Below are 20564 nucleotides of genomic sequence, written 5' to 3'. Positions count from 1 at the left end.
GGTCCTCTCTTTTTTTTCTGCCTTTTCTTCAAAGATCAGACGCCTTTGTAGGTCTCAGTACCCTTTTTTTATTGTCAAGGAATTATTCTTTCCTCTTTTGGCAAAATGCTTTATGATATGGATATAGGTGCGACAGACCTTGTTTTGAAGGGGGTCCATAATTGGATATGCAGGAATGGTATTTAGAATATGAAATTCAGAAAAACCGTCCCGGGCTCCTCGGTGACATATCATCGCTTCTCGGGATGCTTTCCATTAATATCGTGACGATAAACGGTGTGGACGACAGCCGGAGGGGACTGCTGCTTAAATGCACGAATAACGAGCAGATTCAGCGGCTTGAATCCATTTTAAATACGATGGACCATATTAAAGTGACAAAATTAAGAAAACCGAAACTGAGGGATACACTTGCTGTCCGTCACGGAAGATACATACAAAGAGATGCGGATGACAAAAAAACGTTCAGGTTTGTCAGAGATGAACTTGGCCTGCTTGTTGATTTCCTTGCAGAGCTGTACAAGCAGGAAGGGCATAAGCTGATTGGAATCAGGGGCATGCCGAGAGTAGGGAAAACCGAATCTATTGTGGCATCAAGCGTGTGTGCGAATAAAAGATGGCTTTTTGTGTCGTCCACATTGCTCAAGCAAACGATCCGCAGCCAGCTGATTGCGGATGAATACAGTGTGGACAATGTGTTTATCATCGACGGGATCGTGTCAACACGCAGAGGCTCGGAGAAGCATTTGCAGCTAGTAAGGGAAATTATGCGGCTTTCAGCAACAAAAGTAGTGGAGCACCCTGATATGTTTGTGCAAAATACAGAGTATACACTAGATGATTTTGACTATATAATTGAACTTCGGAATGACCCGGATGAAAAGATTACATATGAGGAAGCAGCAGGGCCTCAAATGTTCGATGAATCGAGTTTTTCCGGGTTTGATTTTTAGAAGATATGGAAGGTGTTATGGTTGAGTGAATTAGGAAATCGACTGAAACAGGCGAGAGAAGAGCGGAAACTAAGTCTTGACGATCTCCAGGCAATAACAAAAATACAGAAGCGCTATCTGCTCGGCATAGAAGAGGGAAACTACGGCATGATGCCGGGAAACTTTTATGTGCGTGCCTTTATTAAGCAGTATGCAGAAGCGGTCGGTCTTGATCCGGAGAAAGTTTTTGATGAATACAAAAATGAAATTCCCATTGTTCACACAGAGGAGACGATTGAGCTCTCCCGCGTGAAAACACATAAAGAGCTGCCGAAATCAGCATCAAAAGTTCTTGAATTCCTGCCGCGCATTCTGATTGTAGCGGTCGTCATTCTTGCAGCGGTCATCATCTGGATTACTGTTCAAAACAAGCCGGATTCAGCAGGACAGGCAGATCAGCCAAAGCAGATATCAAGCGGAGAAAATGAATACGATGCCATTGAAAGTCCTGAAGAGCCTAAGCCAAAAGAAACAGATACAGGCAGCGCTCCTGCCGAGGAAGAAAAGCCGGCTGAAGAAAAACCCGCCGAACCGGCTTTTGAAATCGTATTTAAAGAAACATCCGGCCGGAAAGCTGTTTATGAATTAACGAAAGCAGAGCAGTTCAAGCTTGATGTGACCTCATCCGGGTCAACCTGGATTGAGATTCGCAACGCATCCGGCAAAAAGTTTTTCAGCGGCATGCTGAATAAAGGGAAAACCGAGTCTCATGACTTTACAAATGAAACGGAAGCTTTCATTGTCATCGGAAATGCATCCGCTGCCCAGATCAAAGTAAACGGCAAACCAGTTGAATACAAGATTGATCCGAAAAAAACAGTGAGACAAGATATGCAAATCGTATATACTAAGGAATAAAGTCATCTATAAGATGACTTTCTTTCATTCTTTTTGTCTTAGTGTACATACATTAACGTTTTGGAGGAAAACACATGAACTTGCCAAATAAGATAACCATTTCAAGAATTCTTTTAATCCCGGTATTTATGGTGATTATGCTTGCGCCATTTGACTGGGGAACCCTGTATGCAGGAGAGACCTCAATTCCTGTCACTCATTTAGCAGGCGCGATCCTGTTTATCATTGCTTCAACAACTGACTGGATTGACGGCTATTATGCCCGGAAGCTGAACATGGTCACAAACCTCGGCAAATTTCTTGATCCGCTCGCTGATAAGCTTCTTGTATCAGCCGCACTCATTATCTTAGTGGAGCTTGGACTTGCCCCTTCCTGGATTGTCATTATTATTATCAGCCGTGAATTTGCAGTGACCGGTCTTCGTCTTGTACTTGCAGGAGAAGGAGAGGTCGTTGCTGCGAATATGCTCGGTAAAATTAAAACATGGGCACAGATTATCGCCATCTCCGCTTTGCTGCTGCACAATATTCCGTTTTCCTATCTGTCTCTTCCTTTTGCAGATATAGCGTTATGGGTTGCATTATTTTTTACTGTTTATTCCGGTTGGGACTATTTCGCCAAAAACAAGGCTGCCCTTCTTTCTTCAAAGTAAAACACGCAGAGGAGAATGCACATGGCTACAAAAACAGAGATTATTGCGGTTGGATCTGAATTGCTGCTCGGGCAGATTGTCAATTCAAATGCCCAGTTCATCTCTCAGCAGCTTGCAGAGGACGGGATTAACGTCTATTACCATACAGTTGTGGGAGATAACCCGGGCAGGCTTGAGCAGGCAGTAAAAACAGCACAGGAACGTTCAAACATCATCGTGTTTACTGGAGGTCTCGGTCCGACCAAGGACGACCTCACAAAAGAAACCATCGCAAGCATGCTCGGGCGAAAACTCACAACAGACGAGGAAGCGCTGCGCAGCATCGAAGATTATTTTGTGAAAGTAAACCGCCCAATGTCAGAAAACAATAAAAAACAGGCCCTTGTCATTGAGGGCTCTGATATTCTGAGAAATGAACATGGCATGGCCCCGGGGATGGCCATTCAAACAGACGGCATCATCTATATGCTTCTTCCCGGGCCTCCAAGTGAAATGAAGCCGATGTTTCTGAAATTCGGACTTCCTTTTTTCAGAAAAGCACTTGGCAGAAACGATAAAATCATCTCAAGAGTTCTCCGTTATTTCGGAATTGGGGAATCCCAGCTTGAAACGGATATTCAGGATCTGATTGACGGACAATCAAACCCCACCATTGCACCTCTTGCAGGAGACGGGGAAGTGACCTTAAGACTGACAGCACGGCACCAGAATGAAGCTGAAGCTGTCAAACTGATAAATGATGCTGAAAAGGCGATCAACGAAAGAGTCGGCGCGTTTTTCTACGGATATGATCAGACGACGCTTGCAGAAGAGCTATTAAGGCATCTGAGGCAGCGGGGAATGACCATTTCTGCAGCCGAAAGTCTGACAGGAGGGCTGTTTTCAGATCAGCTTACAGCAGTTAAAGGCACATCAGACGTTTTTAAAGGAACGATTGTGTGCTATACAAATGAAGTGAAGGAATCCATGCTCGGAGTATCGAAAGAAACGCTTGAAGAGCATGGTGCCGTAAGCGGGCAATGCGCGCTTGAAATGGCAGAGCAGATCAGAAAGCTGACAGGGAGCGATATCGGGATAAGCTTTACAGGCATAGCGGGCGAAGAGCCTGTTGAAGGAAAAAAACCGGGCACTGTTTATATAGGTCTTGCCGTAAAGGGCAGGCAGACAGAGACGCATCAACTCCTGCTTGCAGGAAGCAGGAACGGCATACGCAAACGAACAGTAAAATACGGCTGCCATCTTGCGGTTAAAGCTTTAACAGAAAATACAGCGGAATAAGCTGTATTTTTTTTTGTCCATTTTCTAATTCTGCACGGACGGCTGCGCAAATCATCCATTCAGAAATGCAAAATAGGATTTTACGTGTTTAAAAGAATCCAAATTTCTCTTTTCAATAAGGGGAAAATGAATTTTTCCATCCATTTCAATGTGCAAAAAAACGAATAAATGTTCGCTTTTTGCTTGTCAAACAGATAAAATAAAGGTATATTATTAATAGGTTAATAACTAAAGGAGGAAACTCAGTGAGCGATCGTCAGGCTGCCTTAGATATGGCACTTAAACAAATAGAAAAACAATTTGGTAAAGGTTCAATTATGAAACTCGGTGAACAGACCGACCGTAAAATCTCTACATCCCCAAGCGGTTCGCTTGCGCTGGATGCGGCTCTTGGAGTCGGCGGCTATCCGCGCGGAAGAATTGTTGAAATTTACGGACCTGAGAGTTCAGGTAAAACAACTGTTGCCCTTCATGCAATCGCTGAAGTACAGGCTGCAGGGGGACAGGCTGCATTTATTGATGCTGAGCATGCCCTTGATCCTGTATATGCCCAGAAGCTTGGCGTCAACATTGATGAGCTTCTTCTTTCCCAGCCGGATACAGGCGAGCAGGCGCTTGAAATTGCCGAAGCTCTTGTCCGAAGCGGAGCTGTAGACATTCTGATTGTCGATTCAGTGGCTGCCCTTGTTCCTAAAGCAGAAATTGAAGGAGAAATGGGAGATGCACACGTAGGTCTGCAGGCGCGTCTTATGTCACAGGCGCTCCGCAAACTCTCCGGCGCGATCAGCAAGTCAAAGACCATTGCCATTTTCATCAACCAGATCCGTGAAAAAGTCGGTGTAATGTTCGGAAACCCTGAAACGACGCCAGGCGGACGCGCTCTTAAATTCTATTCTTCTGTCCGTCTTGAAGTGCGCCGTGCAGAAACACTTAAACAGGGAAATGAAATGGTCGGAAACAAAACGAAAGTCAAAGTCGTCAAGAACAAGGTTGCTCCTCCATTCCGTGTTGCAGAAGTTGACATCATGTACGGAGAAGGCATTTCCAAAGAGGGAGAGATCATCGACCTTGGAACGGAAAGCGATATTGTTCAAAAGAGCGGCTCATGGTATTCATATAATGATGAGCGCCTGGGACAGGGAAGAGAAAACGCAAAGATCTTCCTTAAGGAAAACCCGGCCATCCGCCTTGAGCTTCAGGAGAAAATCCGCAGCCACTACGGATTAGACGGTGACGCTGCTGTACCTGAAGAACAGGATGAACTGAATTTGCTCGAAGACTAAAAAAAGGGGCGTCCGCGCCTCTTTTTTGTATATTTTTGAATAAATGTTGGCAGAATGGTTGAAGTAAATGGGCGGAACTCCTGACTTTTCCTGTTTAAGAAATGTCAGGCAATGCCTGAAAATTCATAATTGCACTGAAAACGCCAGAATGACAGGCTTGACAAGAAAAATTCACACATTTACAATTGAGAAGTAATACTATTTTGTTAGAACTTTTTGCGAGGCACTATGAAAGCAGATGTTGACCTGCAGAACGGATTGCTGCAAGGTCTCCATGAAACCCTTAAGCTTTGTGCTGTATATTGAAGAATGTATGCAATGTACATGCCGACACTTAAATCTAGCAAGAAACAAGTTCATAGCAAGAGGAGGTGAAATGATGGATCCCATTACAATGATCATCTCCATTTTGCTTGGCCTAATCGTCGGTGCAGTTGTTGGCTATTTTGTTCGTAAATCCATTGCAGAAGCGAAGATTGCCGGTGCTAAAGGCACAGCTGAGCAGATTCTTGAAGATGCAAGGCGTGATGCAGAAGCAACGAAAAAAGAAGCGCTTCTTGAAGCAAAGGATGATATTCACAAGCTTCGCACAGAAGCCGAGCAGGAAATTCGTGAGCGACGAAATGAGCTGCAAAAACAAGAAAATCGCCTGTTACAAAAAGAAGAGAATCTAGACCGCAAGGATGAATCTTTGGACAAGCGCGAGAACATGCTTGAGAAAAAGGAAGATTCTCTGAATGAAAGACAACAGCATATTGAAGAGATGGAAAGCAAAGTGGACGAGATGGTGCGGAAACAGCAAGCTGAGCTTGAGCGCATTTCCAGCTTAACCCGTGAAGAGGCTAAGCAGATCATTCTTGAAAAGGTTGAAAATGAGCTTTCTCATGATATCGCCGTAACCGTTAAAGAAAGCGAAAATCGTGCGAAAGAAGAAGCGGATAAACGAGCGAAAGAAATCCTTTCCCTTGCTATCCAGCGTTGTGCAGCCGATCATGTGGCTGAAACAACGGTATCCGTCGTTAACCTGCCAAATGATGAAATGAAGGGACGCATCATTGGCCGTGAAGGACGAAATATTCGAACGCTTGAGACCCTGACAGGTATCGACCTGATTATTGATGATACTCCGGAAGCCGTTATTCTTTCCGGATTTGACCCAATTCGCAGGGAAACAGCAAGAATCGCATTGGACAAACTTGTGCAGGATGGACGCATTCATCCCGCGCGAATTGAAGAAATGGTTGAAAAATCCCGCCGTGAAGTGGATGAGTACATCCGCGAAGTTGGCGAACAGACAACCTTTGAAGTTGGCGTTCACGGACTTCACCCTGACTTGATCAAGATCATGGGCCGTCTGAAGTTCAGAACGAGCTACGGTCAAAATGTCCTGAAGCACTCCATGGAAGTTGCCTACCTCTCCGGCCTAATGGCTGCAGAGCTTGGCGAAGATGTTACTTTGGCAAAACGTGCAGGCTTGCTGCATGATATCGGTAAAGCAATCGACCATGAGGTAGAAGGAAGCCATGTTGAAATCGGTGTGGAACTTGCTACTAAGTACAAGGAGCATCCGGTTGTCATCAACAGTATTGCTTCTCACCATGGCGATCAGGAACCGACTTCCGTTATTGCGGTTCTGGTTGCGGCAGCAGATGCTTTATCTGCGGCACGTCCGGGCGCAAGAAGCGAAACGCTTGAAAATTATATTCGCCGACTTGAAAAACTTGAAGAGATTTCTGAATCGTACGAAGGTGTTGAAAAATCCTTCGCCATTCAGGCAGGCCGTGAAGTTCGCATCATGGTTAAGCCGGATACGATCGATGATCTACAGGCTCACCGTCTGGCACGTGATATTCGCAAGCGGATTGAAGAAGAGCTGGATTATCCAGGTCACATTAAAGTAACAGTCATTCGTGAAACAAGGGCTGTTGAATATGCAAAATAAAGCGATGCCTCCCGCATCGCTTTATTTTTTGCCCGGAACTGAAATACAGGGGCCTACTTTAAGAAGATCTAAGCCAAACTAAAGAAAAAGACATATTTGCAGAGAGAAGGTTTTACAGCATGAAACTATTATTTGTCGGAGATGTCGTCGGCTCACCGGGCCGGGACATGATCAAAGAATATTTGCCAAAGCTTAAAAAGAAGTTCAGACCATCCTTGACTATCGTAAATGGAGAGAACGCTGCTCATGGAAAAGGACTCACACAGAAAATCTATCATGAGCTGATTCAGGCGGGAGCACAAGTCATTACGATGGGGAATCACACGTGGGATAAACGGGAGATTTTTGAATTCATTGAAGAGGTTCCTCATTTGATCCGCCCAGCCAATTTTCCTGAAGGGACACCAGGCGAAGGCATTACCTATATTAAAGCGGACGGAAAAGAAGTTGCTGTGATTAATCTTCAGGGCAGGACCTTTCTTGCTCCGATTGACTGTCCGTTTAAAAAAGCGGATGAGCTGATTGAGGAAGCTCGAAAACGAACACCTATTATCTTTGTAGATTTCCATGCTGAAGCTACAAGTGAAAAGCAGGCGATGGGCTGGTATCTGGACGGAAAGGCATCAGCTGTTGTCGGAACCCATACACACGTTCAGACGGCAGATGAACGGATTCTTGATCACGGGACTGCCTTTATTACAGATGTCGGCATGACAGGACCGTATGACGGAATACTCGGAGTTGAGCGGGAAGCTGTCATCAAACGCTTTTTAACAAGTCTGCCCGTCCGTTTTGAAGTAACGGAAGGCAAGGCGCAGCTGAGTGCAGTTGTAGTCGATATCAATGATAAAACAGGTAATGCATCAAAGATTGAACGGATTTTAATTAATGATGATCACATGTTTTTTGAATAGATCATTTATTTTGAAATTTTAGAAAAAATAAACGAACAAGCAGGAATACTCTTTCCCTCTAGTGAATATAGTATCAATGGAATGACTGTATAAGAGGTTTAGAAGGCTCATAAAGGGGATGAGCCCTCCGAACAGATCCGGTAATACACGATCCAATGTACATTCACGATCTATTGAAAACAAGGGGGATTCTAGAAATGGAAATATTAAAAGTTTCAGCAAAGTCCAATCCTAACTCCGTAGCGGGGGCTCTTGCAGGCGTTCTGCGGGAAAGAGGAGCTGCCGAGATACAGGCCATTGGCGCAGGCGCCCTTAATCAGGCCGTAAAAGCTGTAGCCATTGCCAGGGGATTTGTTGCCCCGAGCGGCGTTGACCTGATCTGCATACCCGCATTTACGGATATTCTCATTGATGGTGAAGAGCGTACTGCGATAAAATTAATTATTGAGCCTCGTTAAATAGAGAAGAGTACAGCCTGTTTGCGGGATACGCAAGCAGGCTTGTTTTTTCATAAATAAGGCCTTGCCGGAGAAGAGTTGATTTCTTATGCGTATCTTTGATGCTCATTGTGATCTGCTGTATAAGCTTTGGAAAGATCCTGAAAAGAGCGAATGGAACGATTTGAATCTTCACGTAACCATTGAGAAGCTCTTCAGATTTGGAGCGAAAATTCAGTGCTTTGCTATTTTTGTGCCAGTAGAGGCAGTTAATAAAAAAGAATGCGCGCTTGCACAGGCTGCCATTTTTCACGAGCGCATTCTTGAACGCTATGAAAAAATCAGGCTGATCAAAACAAAGCAGGATGCAGACCTCCTGAAGGAAGATGAAATCGGGGCCATCCTGACACTTGAAGGATTGGAACCCATCGGCCATGATCTTCAAATGCTGTCTGTTTTTTATCATCTGGGTGTAAGAGCAGCCGGGCTTACCTGGAATTTTGCAAACCTGCTTGCAGACGGCGCGCTCGAAACAAGGAATGCGGGACTTACCTTTTTTGGAAGGCATGCAGTTTCAAAACTGAATGCGTATAAAATGTGGACGGACGTTTCCCATTTGTCTGAGAGAAGTTTCTGGGATGTCATTGAACTGGCGGACTATCCGGTAGCAAGCCATTCCAATTCCTACGCTCTCTGTCCGCACCCGAGGAATTTAAAAGAAGATCAGCTGAAGGCGGTCGCTGAAAAAAAGGGAATCATCGGGATTACATTTGTTCCGCAGTTTACGGCGTCCCATGCACAAGCCGGCATGAAGCACATATTGAATCATCTTGATTATATTGTTGGCATTGTAGGGGAAGATGCGGTAGGATTCGGTTCGGATTTTGACGGAATTGACGAAACGGTAGAGGGTCTTGAAGGGTATGAGCAATATCCTTATCTCGTAAACACGCTTCTGAGGCACTATTCGGAAAGACAGACGGAAAAATTTCTTTGCCTTAATTTTATCAATGCGATTTCATTCTGACACAATAGATGGAAGATTTGAAAAAATCAAATAAATTCGCGGCGAAAACAGGTTTATTTGCCTGAAACGCTTGTTTTTTTCTCTTTATCGTTCTACAATTGTAACGTTTAGTACATAATCTGACGAAGTGTATCAGCTCTAAACAGAGCAAAAAATATATGAGTGTTTCTTAAGAAGGGGTGTAAGGCACATGATCAGTCAACTTTCATGGAAAGTTGGAGGACAGCAGGGCGAAGGTATTGAAAGTACAGGTGAAGTCTTTTCAATTGCTTTAAATAGAATGGGATATTATTTGTATGGGTACCGCCATTTTTCATCCCGAATCAAGGGCGGCCACACGAACAATAAAATTCGCGTAAGCACAACCCAAGTCCGCGCTATATCCGATGACCTTGATATATTAGTAGCTTTTGACCAGGAAACGATTGATGTGAATGTGTATGAGCTTCGCAAAGGTGGGCTTGTGATTGCAGATTCAAAATTTAATCCGACTATTCCGGATGACTGCAGCGCTGTCCTTTATTCTGTTCCATTTACAGAGATTGCAACAGAGCTTGGAACGTCTCTGATGAAAAACATGGTAGCGATAGGCGCAACAAGTGCGGTTCTTGACCTTGGAACAGAACAGTTCCAGAATGTTGTTCAGGAGATCTACGGAAGAAAAGGCCAGCAGATTGTCGAGAAGAACCTTGAGGCCATTGCAAAAGGCTCAAGTTACATGAAACAGGAGCTGCAGTTTGACCGCGATGATCTGTACCTTGAAAAAGCAGACGGAAACAAGCGCATGTTTATGATCGGAAATGATGCCATTGCACTCGGTGCTGTAGCAGGCGGGGCCCGGTTTATGGCTGCCTATCCGATTACTCCGGCTTCTGAAATTATGGAATACTTAATTAAAAAGCTGCCTGATTTTGGCGGAACGGTCATTCAGACTGAGGATGAAATTGCCGCATGTACAATGGCGATCGGAGCAAACTATGCCGGAACACGGACACTGACTGCTTCAGCAGGGCCTGGACTGTCATTAATGATGGAGGCAATCGGATTATCCGGTATCACGGAACAGCCGCTTGTCATCGTGGATACGCAGCGCGGAGGCCCGAGTACAGGTCTTCCGACTAAGCAGGAACAGTCAGATCTGATGGCCATGATTTACGGAACACACGGGGAGATCCCTAAGATTGTGATGGCGCCAAGTACGGTTCAGGAAGCTTTTTATGATACCATCGAAGCCTTCAACCTTGCAGAAGAATACCAGTGTCCGGTCATCCTTCTCACAGACCTTCAGCTGTCACTGGGCAAACAGACGGTCGAACCGTTAGACTATGATAAAATTCAGATCCGCCGCGGCAAGCTCGTTCAGGAAGAACTTCCGGAAATCGAAAACAAAGGATATTTCAAACGCTTTGAAGTGACAGATGACGGCGTTTCTCCGCGTGTTCTGCCAGGTATGAAGAACGGCATTCACCACGTGACAGGTGTTGAGCATGATGAGACAGGAAAGCCTTCAGAAGTGGCAACGAACCGGAAAGCCCAGATGGACAAACGTCTCAGAAAGCTTTCAGCCATGAGGTTTGATACGCCTGTTCATCAGAATCTGATTCACCCTGAACCAGATGTTTTATTTGTCGGCTTTAACTCAACGAGAGGAACAATCGAAGAGGCAATGGTACGCCTTGAAAAGGACGGCGTGAAAGCAAATCACGCACATGTCCGCCTTCTTCATCCATTCCCGGCAGATGAAATGCTTCCGCTTGTTAAGGCAGCAAAAAAAGTCGTTGTAGTCGAAAACAACGCGACTGGACAGCTTGCCAGCCTGATCAAAATGAATGTCGGCCATGCAGAGAAAATTTCCTCGATCTTAAAATACGATGGAAATCCGCTCTTGCCGCATGAAGTTCATTCAAAATGCAAGGAGTTGTTCTAAATGGCGACATTTAAAGAATTTCGAAATAATGTAAAACCAAACTGGTGTCCGGGTTGCGGAGACTTCTCCGTGCAGGCTGCCATTCAGCGCGCTGCCGCAAATGCAGGCCTTGAGCCGGATCAGCTTGCCGTTGTATCAGGCATCGGATGTTCCGGACGTATTTCAGGATATATTAATGCGTATGGGTTCCACGGCATTCACGGCCGCTCCCTCCCGATCGCCCAGGGCGTTAAAATGGCGAATAAAGATTTGACGGTTATCGCCTCCGGCGGTGACGGCGACGGGTTTGCCATCGGCATGGGACATACCATTCATGCGATCAGAAGAAACATTGATGTCACTTATATCGTGATGGACAATCAGATCTACGGCCTGACAAAAGGCCAGACATCACCGCGAAGCGATGTCGGATTCAAAACGAAGAGTACACCTAAAGGGTCCATAGAATCTTCTCTTTCTGTTATGGAAATGGCTCTTACAGCAGGTGCAACGTTTGTGGCCCAGAGCTTTTCAACCGACTTAAAAGACTTGACAGCCATTATTGAAGCGGGAATTAAACATAAAGGCTTCTCGCTGATCAATGTATTCAGCCCTTGCGTAACGTACAACAAAATCAACACGTATGACTGGTTCAAGGAAAATCTCACAAAGCTTGCAGACATCGAAGGATATGATCCTTCTAACCGGATGCAGGCCATGCAGACGCTGATGGAGAAAAACGGTCTTGTAACAGGACTGATTTACCAGAATGCCAATCAGCCGTCCTATCAGGAGCTCGTTCACAATTACAGCGAAGAGCCGCTGTCTCATGCAGACCTGAAAATCAGCGAAGAGAAGTTTAACGAACTTCTTGCCGAATTTATGTAAGCCAGAAAACGTCTATCTCCGGATAGGCGTTTTTAAGTGTTTTTGAGTCAGATCAAACTCGTTTGCAAACTTTTTCTGCACTTTTTTCCGAGTGTGTGCAAGTGTCTTTTTGAAGAGGACACCCATCTTTACACTGCTTTTCAAGGATGATAAACTTCAACTATGATAACGTATTAAGCAGTTTTTTAAGCAGGGAGTGTTCATTGTGAATGGAAAAATGAAAGCGGTTGTGAAGCATCACAGAGGATTTGGAGCCGAGCTGAAAATGGTGGATATTCCTCAGATTAACGATCACGAAGTACTGATTAAAGTAAAAGCTACGTCCATCTGCGGGACAGATGTTCATATTTATACGTGGGATGCCTGGTCGGAAAGCCGTGTAAATCCTCCATATGTTTTTGGCCATGAATTCTCCGGAGAGGTTGCGCAGGTTGGAAGCAAAGTGACAAACGTTGAGGTTGGAGATTTTGTTTCTGCTGAAACGCACCTTGTATGCTACGAATGTCCGCAATGTCTGACAGGAAACTATCATATCTGTAAAAATACGAAGATTATCGGCGTCGACACAGACGGCTGTTTTGCAGAATACGTGGCGCTTCCGGCTGTTAACCTCTGGAAAAATCCGAAGGAAATGCCGTTTGATACAGCGTCCATACAGGAGCCGATGGGAAATGCCGTACATACTGTCCTTGCCGGTGATGTAGCAGGCAAAAGCGTCGCTGTAATTGGCTGCGGTCCGATCGGCATCATGGCAGCAGGCGTTGCAAAAGCTGCAGGAGCATCGCAGGTAATTGCGCTCGATTTAAATGACTACAGGTTGAATCTTGCAAAAGAAATGGGAGCAACAGCCGTCATCAATTCCAAGGATGAGAATCCGCTTGAAAGAATCAGCGAATTGACCGACGGAAATGGCGTCGATGTTGTGTGCGAAATGTCCGGCCACCCGGCTGCGATGGATCAGGGGTTCAAGATGGTGACAAACGGCGGCCGTGTGTCCATTTTAAGTCTCCCGGTCCGGCCTGTAGAGATTGATGTGACGAATGATATTGTATTTAAAGGTATAACCGTACAGGGCATAACAGGCAGAAAAATGTATGAAACATGGCAGCAGGTTTCGCGTCTTTTAAAATCAGGCCAGGTTGATGTCACGCCGCTGATTACCCATCACTTCCCGCTTGAAGACTTTGAAAAAGGCTTCAATTTAATGATCGAAGGAAATTGTGGTAAAGTCGTATTACATCCTTAAACATGAACTGGAGGGGCTATGATGAAAGGGTTTGAATACTTACAGGCAGAACTTGATGAAATGAAACAAAACGGGACGTTCCGAAAATTGATTCCGCTCGAATCTGATCAAAAGTCAAAAGTCGTTATCGGAGGAAAAGAACTGATTCAGCTTTCTTCAAACAACTATCTTGGGCTCACCACACATCCAAGACTTGTAAAAGCATCAGTAGAAGCTGCCCAAAAATACGGGGCCGGAACTGGCTCGGTCAGAACAATCGCAGGAACATTCTCCATGCATGAAGAGCTTGAGCAAAAGCTTGCCGAGTTTAAGCATACGGAAGCAGCGCTTGTGTTTCAGTCCGGTTTTACAACAAACCAGGGCGTGCTGTCTTCTATTCTGACAAAAGAAGATGTGGTCATTTCTGATGCTTTAAACCATGCATCCATCATTGATGGCATCAGACTGACTAAAGCAGCCCGCAAAGTGTATAATCACGTGGATATGGCTGACCTTGAACGCGCATTGAAAGAATCAGCAGACTTCCGTGTCCGCATCATTGTGACAGACGGTGTTTTCTCAATGGACGGCAATATCGCTCCGCTTCCGGAGATTGTCGAGCTTGCTGAAAAATATGACGCCCTCGTTATGGTTGATGATGCGCATGCTTCAGGTGTACTCGGCAAAAATGGCCGCGGCACAGTTAATCATTTTGGTCTTGACGGACGTGTACATATTCAGGTGGGAACATTAAGCAAAGCGGTAGGAGTTCTTGGCGGATACGTCGCAAGTACACGAACGCTGATTGACTACCTTATTCAAAAAGGACGCCCGTTCTTATTCAGCACATCTCATCCTCCTGCTGTCACAGCAGCATGCATGGAAGCAATCAATGTATTGCTTGAAGAGCCTGAGCTGATTGACAAGCTTTGGGAGAATGCAAAGTTTTTCAAAAAGGGTCTTGAAGATCTTGGTTTTGACACCGGGAAAAGCGAAACTCCGGTTACGCCTGTCATTGTCGGTGATGAAGCGCTGTCTCATCAATTCTCTGATAAACTGAGAGAATACGGCGTCTTTGCTCAGGGAATCGCATTCCCTACAGTTGCAAAAGGGCAGGCCCGCGTACGCACGATCGTCACGGCTGAGCACTCAACAGAAGAGCTTCAGCAGGCACTGGACATTTTTGAAAAGGCGGCAAAAGAGCTGAACATCCTTAAGTAATCGAAAAGAGAGGCTCGCAGCCTCTCTTTTTTTGCCGCAGTCAGAAGCCCTGCTTTTCTTTTTTTTCTCAATCATTTACTATAGACGTATGTCCTTTCTGAATATTTTATTGTTTTGTTCTTTAAGAACAGATATACTATAAAATTGGTATACTCTCACCCTGAGTGAGACGGTTTGAAAGGCCTGAAAGGAGACTGTTTTACATGAATGAAAAGCAGCGTCTGGAAAGCACGCAGGTAACGCCTTCGGACAAAAAATCCGAGAAGGATTACAGCAAGTATTTCCAGGCCGTGTACATGCCTCCTTCTTTAAAGGATGCTAAAAAACGCGGTAAAGAAGAAGTGAAATATCAAAATGATTTTAAAATCTCAGAAGAATTCAGAGGCCTCGGCAACGGAAAGAAATTCCTGATCAGAACGTACGGCTGTCAAATGAACGAGCACGATACGGAAGTAATGGCCGGGATTTTTACTGCACTTGGATATGAAGCAACAGCCGCAGCAGAAGATGCTGATGTGATTCTTTTAAATACATGTGCCATCCGTGAAAATGCAGAAAACAAAGTGTTTGGCGAAATCGGCCACTTAAAAGCGCTGAAACGCGAAAGACCGGGCCTTCTGATCGGCGTCTGCGGATGCATGTCCCAGGAAGAATCGGTTGTTAACCGGATTATGAAAAAGCATCAGCATGTGGACATGATCTTCGGCACACATAACATTCACCGCCTGCCGAATATTCTTAGCGATGCCTATATGTCCAAAGAAATGGTCATTGAGGTCTGGTCTAAAGAAGGCGATGTGATTGAAAATCTGCCGCGCGAACGCAAAGGCAAAATAAAAGCATGGGTCAACATTATGTTCGGCTGCGATAAGTTCTGCACGTACTGCATCGTTCCGTACACCCGCGGAAAAGAACGCAGCAGACGTCCGGAAGAAATTATTCATGAAGTAAGACAGCTTGCAGCAAGCGGCTATAAAGAAATTACCCTGCTTGGACAGAACGTAAATGCATACGGTAAAGACTTTGAAGACATGGAATACGGACTTGGCGATCTGATGGATGAAATCCGCAAGATTGACGTAGCCCGTGTCCGGTTTACAACAAGTCATCCGCGCGATTTTGATGATCATTTGATCGAAGTCCTTGCAAAAGGCGGAAATCTTCTTGATCATATCCATCTTCCTGTACAGTCTGGAAGCTCGGAAGTGCTGAAGCTGATGGCGCGCAAATACGACCGTGAAAAGTATATGACACTCGTCAAGAAAATCAAGGAAGCGATTCCAACGGCTTCTTTAACGACGGATATCATCGTCGGATTCCCGAACGAAACAGATGAGCAGTTTGAAGAAACGCTCTCTATGTACCGCGAAGTGGAATTTGACAGTGCGTACACGTTCATTTACTCTCCGCGCGAAGGAACGCCTGCAGCGAAAATGCAGGATAATGTTCCGATGGAAGTGAAAAAAGCACGCCTGCAAAAACTGAACAAACTGGTTAACGAAATCTCAGCGAAAAAAATGATGGAATATGAAGGACAGGTTGTGGAAGTCCTTGTTGAGGGCGAAAGCAAAAACAACCCTGAGGTGCTTGCCGGGTATACATCAAAAAGCAAGCTTGTAAACTTCAGAGGTCCAAAATCAGCCATCGGCGAGATTGTAAAAGTGAAAATTACGAAAGCAAAAACATGGTCTTTAGACGGGGAAATGGCAGAAGAAGCAATAGAGGTGAAATAGGGGGATGACAGTGTATACTAAAGAAGAAATCGTGGCCAGAGCACGTGAATTGGCGCAAATGGTAGCTGATACAAAGGAAGTTGAGTTCTTCAAAAAAGCAGAAGCTCAAATTAACGAAAATCAGAAAATCCGCGAAAAAGTAGCAAGCATTAAAAGCCTTCAAAAACAGGCAGTCAATTTTCAGCACTACAGCAAGCAGGAAGCTCTTAAACAAGTAGAAGACAAAATTGACAAACTTCAGGAAGAGCTCGATGAACTTCCGATCATCCAGGAGTTCAAGGAATCTCAAGTTGAAGTAAATGATCTGCTCCAGCTGATCGCCGTTACAATATCAAATCATGTAACAGACGAAATTATCCGCACGACAGGCGGAGACCTTCTGAGCGGGGAAACAGGTTCAAAAGTGAATAACTCACCCGGCTCAGCCTGCAGCAGCTGAAAAAATGTCCTTTCTGTGAAAACAGGAAGGACATTTTTTTATATTTAATTATCAAGTTAAATCATGTTCTAAATAATCACATTGGCTGTTCAATAACGGTTAATTGAACTAATAGGAACTGAAACAGCACGATTTCAGTGAAAAAATCGTAAAAATCTCTAACAAAACTATGTTCCAAATAATCATATATAAAACCGCAGCCAGCAAAGGCCAAACCCGCCTTTGCTGAAAACCTCTACTAAAATGAACGGCTGTATCATATTTATAGGACGAACAAGATTTTATCCTATATGCCTGCAGCACAGCGGGAATTGGGTTTTCTTTTAAATTTTTAGGCACATTTCTGGGCGTACACGCATAGAATGAAGTATACCGATTCATGTATTGGCGGTACCTATTATTTATTCCTTTTAAGCAGCAGCACAAACCATACTAGCCCAGCATAGGATTAAATGAAGATGATTGAGGAGGGTATGTACGAATGGCTGAATACAGAGAAATAATCACGAAAGCGATAGTTGCGAAAGGCAAAAAGTTTACTCAATCCACCCACAGCATTGCTCCTTCGCAAAAGCCGACAAGCATTCTGGGCGGCTGGCTGATCAACCATAAATATGATGCAAAAAAGGTTGGGAAAACAGTCGAGGTAGAAGGTACTTATGACATCAATGTCTGGTATTCGTATGCAGACAATACGAAAACAGAAGTTGTCACAGAAAAAGTTTCATATGTTGACGTCATTAAGCTGAAATATAAAGATAACAACTTTCTTGACGATGAACATGAAGTGATTGCAAAAGTGATGCAGCAGCCTAACTGCATGGAGGTTAACATTTCTCCTAACGGCAGCAAAGTTGTCGTTTCAGCTGAGCGTGAGTTTTTGGCAGAGGTTGTCGGAGAAACAAAAGTGGTTGTTGCCATCAACAACGAAGGCTTTGTTGAATCAGATGAGGACTGGGAAGAGGATCTTGACGATGAGTTTGAAGACCTGAATCCTGAATTTCTTGTAGGCGGAGACGAAGAGTAAGAGGAAACTGGGGAGAATTATCTTCCTGGTTTTTTCTTTGGCAAAAACTCGAGCTTCTAGTATTCCCCAAACCAAAATTACTGGCATCTATGCTATAATTAAGGTTGTTTTGAAACGCAAGGTTAATGGGGGATTACAATGGCAGCATATACGCCGATGATACAGCAATATTTAAAGATAAAGGCAGAGTATCAGGATGCCTTTTTATTTTTTCGCCTAGGCGACTTTTATGAAATGTTTTTTGAAGATGCTAAAAAAGCATCTGCTGAACTTGAAATCACACTGACGAGCAGAGACGGAGGCAGTGCCGACAGAATTCCAATGTGCGGCGTTCCGTATCACTCTGCACCAGGATATATTGAAACATTGATTGAGAAAGGCTACAAAGTGGCCATTTGTGAACAGACGGAAGATCCTAAACAGGCTAAAGGTGTTGTGCGCAGGGAAGTCGTTCAGCTGATCACACCGGGAACAGTCATGAATGGCAAAGGCCTTCAGGAAAGAGAAAACAATTACATAGCCTCTGTATCCGAGTTCTCATCCTGCTTCGGATTTGCTGTCACGGATCTGTCTACCGGAGAAAACCAGGTCACTCTTTTAAACGGATTTGATGAAGTGATCAATGAGATGTATTCACTGAATGTAAGAGAGCTTGTCGCAGATCCTGACTTTCCGCAGGACGTACTGAAAAGGGTGACAGAGAGATCGAAAGTGACAATTTCTTTTCAGTCTGCAGAAAAATGGGATGCTTTTGCCCCCATTATGGACCACCTGACAGATGACCGGCTGAAAGAGACATTTGGCAGACTGTGCACTTATCTGCAGAAAACGCAGAAAAGAAGCCTCGATCACCTGCAAAAAGTAAAAGTGTACAAGCTTCAGGATTTTATGAAGATTGATATCTATTCAAAAAGAAATCTCGAATTGACAGAAACGATCCGTTCCAAAGGCAAAAAAGGATCGCTCCTATGGCTGCTTGATGAGACGAAAACGGCTATGGGCGGACGGATGCTGAAACAATGGATTGACAGGCCGCTGCTGTCTAAAACGGAAATAGAAAGCCGTCTCGATACGGTTCAGACGCTGCTGAATCACTATTTTGAACGCGAGGATCTCAGAGAAAAACTGAGAGAAGTGTACGATCTTGAACGCCTTGCAGGCCGAGTCGCTTTCGGCAGCGTCAATGCAAGGGATTTGATTCAGCTTAAAAAATCACTGCAGCAGGTTCCTGCTATTAAAGAAGTTTTATCCGGGATAAATCACGCTGCGCTTCGTGAAATGGAGCACAAGATTGATCCATGCACAGAGTTGTGTGAATTGCTTGACACTGCCCTTGTTGAAAACCCGCCTCTTTCGATAAAAGACGGAAACATTATGAAGGATGGGTTTCATGAACAGCTTGATCAATTCAGGGATGCAAGCAGAAACGGGAAGTCATGGATCGCGGAGCTTGAACAGCAGGAGAGAGTCCGCACTGGCATTAAATCACTGAAAATCGGATACAATCGTGTGTTCGGATACTATATTGAGGTTACCCGGGCAAATGCCCATTTACTTGAAGAGGGAAGATATACACGCAAACAGACACTTACGAATGCTGAACGGTTTATTACTCCTGAACTCAAGGAAAAAGAAACACTCATTCTTGAAGCAGAAGAAAAAATGGTTGATATCGAATACCAGCTGTTTACTGAACTGAGAGAACAGGTCAAACGCTATATTCCAAACCTGCAGTCTCTTGCCAAGTGCTTAAGCGAACTGGACGTCCTCCAGTGTTTTGCTGTTATCAGTGAAAAGCGCCATTATACAAAACCTCTGTTCTCAGATGGCGAACTGTTCATCAAAGACGGAAGACACCCGGTTGTTGAGAAAGTGATGAATTCACAGGAGTATGTTCCAAACGACTGCTATTTCTCGAACGATCGCGGAATGCTTTTAATTACGGGTCCGAATATGTCCGGTAAAAGCACCTACATGAGACAAGTGGCCCTGACGAGTATTCTTGCGCAAATTGGCTGTTTTGTTCCGGCTTCAGAGGCGGTGCTTCCGGTCTTTGACCAGATCTTCACAAGAATTGGAGCTGCCGATGATTTGATATCAGGACAAAGTACATTTATGGTCGAAATGCTTGAAGCCAAAAATGCGATTGTCCATGCAACCGGCAAAAGCCTGATTCTGTTCGATGAGATCGGCAGGGGAACATCCACATATGACGGCATGGCATTGGCCCAGGCAATTATTGAGCATATTCATCACCATATTGGAGCAAAAACACTCTTTTCCACGCACTATCATGAGCTTACAAGTCTTGCAGATGAACTGCCGATGCTTCAAAACGTTCATGTATCAGCGGTTGAAGAGAATGGAAAAGTTGTGTTTCTTCATAAAATTAAAGAAGGTCCTGCAGATAAAAGCTACGGAATTCATGTTGCAGAACTGGCAGATCTCCCACAGAACCTGATCAAGAGGGCAAAAGAAATTCTTGAAGGACTGGAGGGGGAACAAACGGTCAAAGCTCCTGCTGCCGTTCAGGAAAAAAGGGAAACCTTCGAAAAAACGGATGATGCCCAGCTGTCTTTCTTCAGTGAGCAGCCGGCCAGAAAAGAAAGCGGCAGACAGGCTCCAAAAAAAGATCTTCTTGTACTTGAGCAAATCCGGGCCATCAATCTGCTTGAAATGACGCCGCTTGATGCAATGAATGAGTTGTATCAGCTGCAAAAAAAATTAAAATAGCTGGAAGG

General features: G+C 44.6%; 17 protein-coding genes. All 17 read left to right on the top strand.

The features are described 5' to 3' along the window. Window positions 1-167 precede the first annotated feature (167 nt). A complete protein-coding gene (locus RKD52_RS12075) occupies window positions 168-953 on the top strand; it encodes a YmfK family protein (RefSeq protein ID WP_369734055.1) in 786 nt (261 codons plus the stop codon). Window positions 954-974: 21 nt separating this feature from the next. Further along, on the top strand, window positions 975-1850 hold the full coding sequence (locus RKD52_RS12070; protein WP_454099924.1) for a helix-turn-helix domain-containing protein: 876 nt from the start codon (window positions 975-977) through the stop codon (window positions 1848-1850). A 74-nt stretch (window positions 1851-1924) separates the two neighbouring features. After that, entirely contained in the window at window positions 1925-2503 is a 579-nt protein-coding gene (gene pgsA, locus RKD52_RS12065) for a CDP-diacylglycerol--glycerol-3-phosphate 3-phosphatidyltransferase (protein ID WP_369733158.1), read from the top strand. Between the two features lie 15 nt (window positions 2504-2518). Next, the gene (locus RKD52_RS12060) at window positions 2519-3781 is read left to right on the top strand and encodes a competence/damage-inducible protein A (RefSeq protein ID WP_454099923.1); all 1263 of its coding nucleotides are present in this window, start codon (window positions 2519-2521) and stop codon (window positions 3779-3781) included. A 245-nt stretch (window positions 3782-4026) separates the two neighbouring features. Then, on the top strand, window positions 4027-5064 hold the full coding sequence (gene recA / locus RKD52_RS12055; protein WP_369733160.1) for a recombinase RecA: 1038 nt from the start codon (window positions 4027-4029) through the stop codon (window positions 5062-5064). A 379-nt stretch (window positions 5065-5443) separates the two neighbouring features. Further along, the gene (gene rny, locus RKD52_RS12050; protein WP_029281192.1) at window positions 5444-7006 is read left to right on the top strand and encodes a ribonuclease Y; all 1563 of its coding nucleotides are present in this window, start codon (window positions 5444-5446) and stop codon (window positions 7004-7006) included. 119 nt (window positions 7007-7125) lie between these two features. Continuing rightward, window positions 7126-7920, top strand: a complete 795-nt coding sequence (locus RKD52_RS12045; protein ID WP_282034557.1) for a TIGR00282 family metallophosphoesterase — start codon at window positions 7126-7128, stop codon at window positions 7918-7920. A gap of 197 nt (window positions 7921-8117) precedes the next feature. Then, window positions 8118-8378 carry a stage V sporulation protein SpoVS gene (gene spoVS / locus RKD52_RS12040; RefSeq protein ID WP_029281188.1) on the top strand — a complete coding sequence of 87 codons (261 nt, stop codon included), beginning with the start codon at window positions 8118-8120 and terminating at the stop codon, window positions 8376-8378. An 88-nt stretch (window positions 8379-8466) separates the two neighbouring features. After that, complete coding sequence (locus RKD52_RS12035; RefSeq protein ID WP_454099922.1) at window positions 8467-9384, top strand: dipeptidase; 918 nt, start codon at window positions 8467-8469, stop codon at window positions 9382-9384. Between the two features lie 190 nt (window positions 9385-9574). Next, the gene (locus RKD52_RS12030) at window positions 9575-11311 is read left to right on the top strand and encodes a 2-oxoacid:acceptor oxidoreductase subunit alpha (protein WP_454099921.1); all 1737 of its coding nucleotides are present in this window, start codon (window positions 9575-9577) and stop codon (window positions 11309-11311) included. After that, window positions 11312-12178: a 2-oxoacid:ferredoxin oxidoreductase subunit beta gene (locus RKD52_RS12025; RefSeq protein WP_454099920.1), complete on the top strand. Its 867-nt coding sequence runs from the start codon at window positions 11312-11314 to the stop codon at window positions 12176-12178. Between the two features lie 205 nt (window positions 12179-12383). Then, entirely contained in the window at window positions 12384-13424 is a 1041-nt protein-coding gene (gene tdh, locus RKD52_RS12020) for an L-threonine 3-dehydrogenase (RefSeq protein ID WP_454099919.1), read from the top strand. A 21-nt stretch (window positions 13425-13445) separates the two neighbouring features. Continuing rightward, the gene (locus RKD52_RS12015) at window positions 13446-14624 is read left to right on the top strand and encodes a glycine C-acetyltransferase (protein WP_454101203.1); all 1179 of its coding nucleotides are present in this window, start codon (window positions 13446-13448) and stop codon (window positions 14622-14624) included. Between the two features lie 203 nt (window positions 14625-14827). Beyond that, entirely contained in the window at window positions 14828-16357 is a 1530-nt protein-coding gene (gene miaB / locus RKD52_RS12010) for a tRNA (N6-isopentenyl adenosine(37)-C2)-methylthiotransferase MiaB (protein ID WP_454099918.1), read from the top strand. 4 nt (window positions 16358-16361) lie between these two features. Next, complete coding sequence (locus tag RKD52_RS12005; RefSeq protein ID WP_454099917.1) at window positions 16362-16796, top strand: RicAFT regulatory complex protein RicA family protein; 435 nt, start codon at window positions 16362-16364, stop codon at window positions 16794-16796. 481 nt (window positions 16797-17277) lie between these two features. Then, a complete protein-coding gene (cotE, locus tag RKD52_RS12000) occupies window positions 17278-17823 on the top strand; it encodes an outer spore coat protein CotE (RefSeq protein ID WP_454099916.1) in 546 nt (181 codons plus the stop codon). A gap of 138 nt (window positions 17824-17961) precedes the next feature. Continuing rightward, the gene (gene mutS / locus RKD52_RS11995) at window positions 17962-20556 is read left to right on the top strand and encodes a DNA mismatch repair protein MutS (protein WP_454099915.1); all 2595 of its coding nucleotides are present in this window, start codon (window positions 17962-17964) and stop codon (window positions 20554-20556) included. The last annotated feature ends 8 nt before the right edge of the window (window positions 20557-20564 follow it).

Source organism: Metabacillus sp. SLBN-84 (assembly GCF_053629595.1).
Note: the sequence above shows the minus strand (reverse complement) of the source record. Positions and strands in the feature narration are given on the sequence as shown.

Excerpts from the sequence above, each read along its gene's own strand:
- RKD52_RS12025 (WP_454099920.1), top strand. The coding sequence starts at position 11,312 with ATGGCGACATTTAAAGAATTTCGAAATAATGTAAAACCAAACTGGTGT.
- RKD52_RS12030 (WP_454099921.1), top strand. The coding sequence starts at position 9,575 with ATGATCAGTCAACTTTCATGGAAAGTTGGAGGACAGCAGGGCGAAGGT.
- miaB (WP_454099918.1), top strand. The coding sequence starts at position 14,828 with ATGAATGAAAAGCAGCGTCTGGAAAGCACGCAGGTAACGCCTTCGGAC.
- mutS (WP_454099915.1), top strand. The coding sequence starts at position 17,962 with ATGGCAGCATATACGCCGATGATACAGCAATATTTAAAGATAAAGGCA.
- RKD52_RS12075 (WP_369734055.1), top strand. The coding sequence starts at position 168 with ATGCAGGAATGGTATTTAGAATATGAAATTCAGAAAAACCGTCCCGGG.
- cotE (WP_454099916.1), top strand. The coding sequence starts at position 17,278 with ATGGCTGAATACAGAGAAATAATCACGAAAGCGATAGTTGCGAAAGGC.
- RKD52_RS12015 (WP_454101203.1), top strand. The coding sequence starts at position 13,446 with ATGAAAGGGTTTGAATACTTACAGGCAGAACTTGATGAAATGAAACAA.
- RKD52_RS12005 (WP_454099917.1), top strand. The coding sequence starts at position 16,362 with ATGACAGTGTATACTAAAGAAGAAATCGTGGCCAGAGCACGTGAATTG.
- spoVS (WP_029281188.1), top strand. The coding sequence starts at position 8,118 with ATGGAAATATTAAAAGTTTCAGCAAAGTCCAATCCTAACTCCGTAGCG.
- rny (WP_029281192.1), top strand. The coding sequence starts at position 5,444 with ATGGATCCCATTACAATGATCATCTCCATTTTGCTTGGCCTAATCGTC.
- RKD52_RS12060 (WP_454099923.1), top strand. The coding sequence starts at position 2,519 with ATGCACATGGCTACAAAAACAGAGATTATTGCGGTTGGATCTGAATTG.
- pgsA (WP_369733158.1), top strand. The coding sequence starts at position 1,925 with ATGAACTTGCCAAATAAGATAACCATTTCAAGAATTCTTTTAATCCCG.
- RKD52_RS12045 (WP_282034557.1), top strand. The coding sequence starts at position 7,126 with ATGAAACTATTATTTGTCGGAGATGTCGTCGGCTCACCGGGCCGGGAC.
- RKD52_RS12035 (WP_454099922.1), top strand. The coding sequence starts at position 8,467 with ATGCGTATCTTTGATGCTCATTGTGATCTGCTGTATAAGCTTTGGAAA.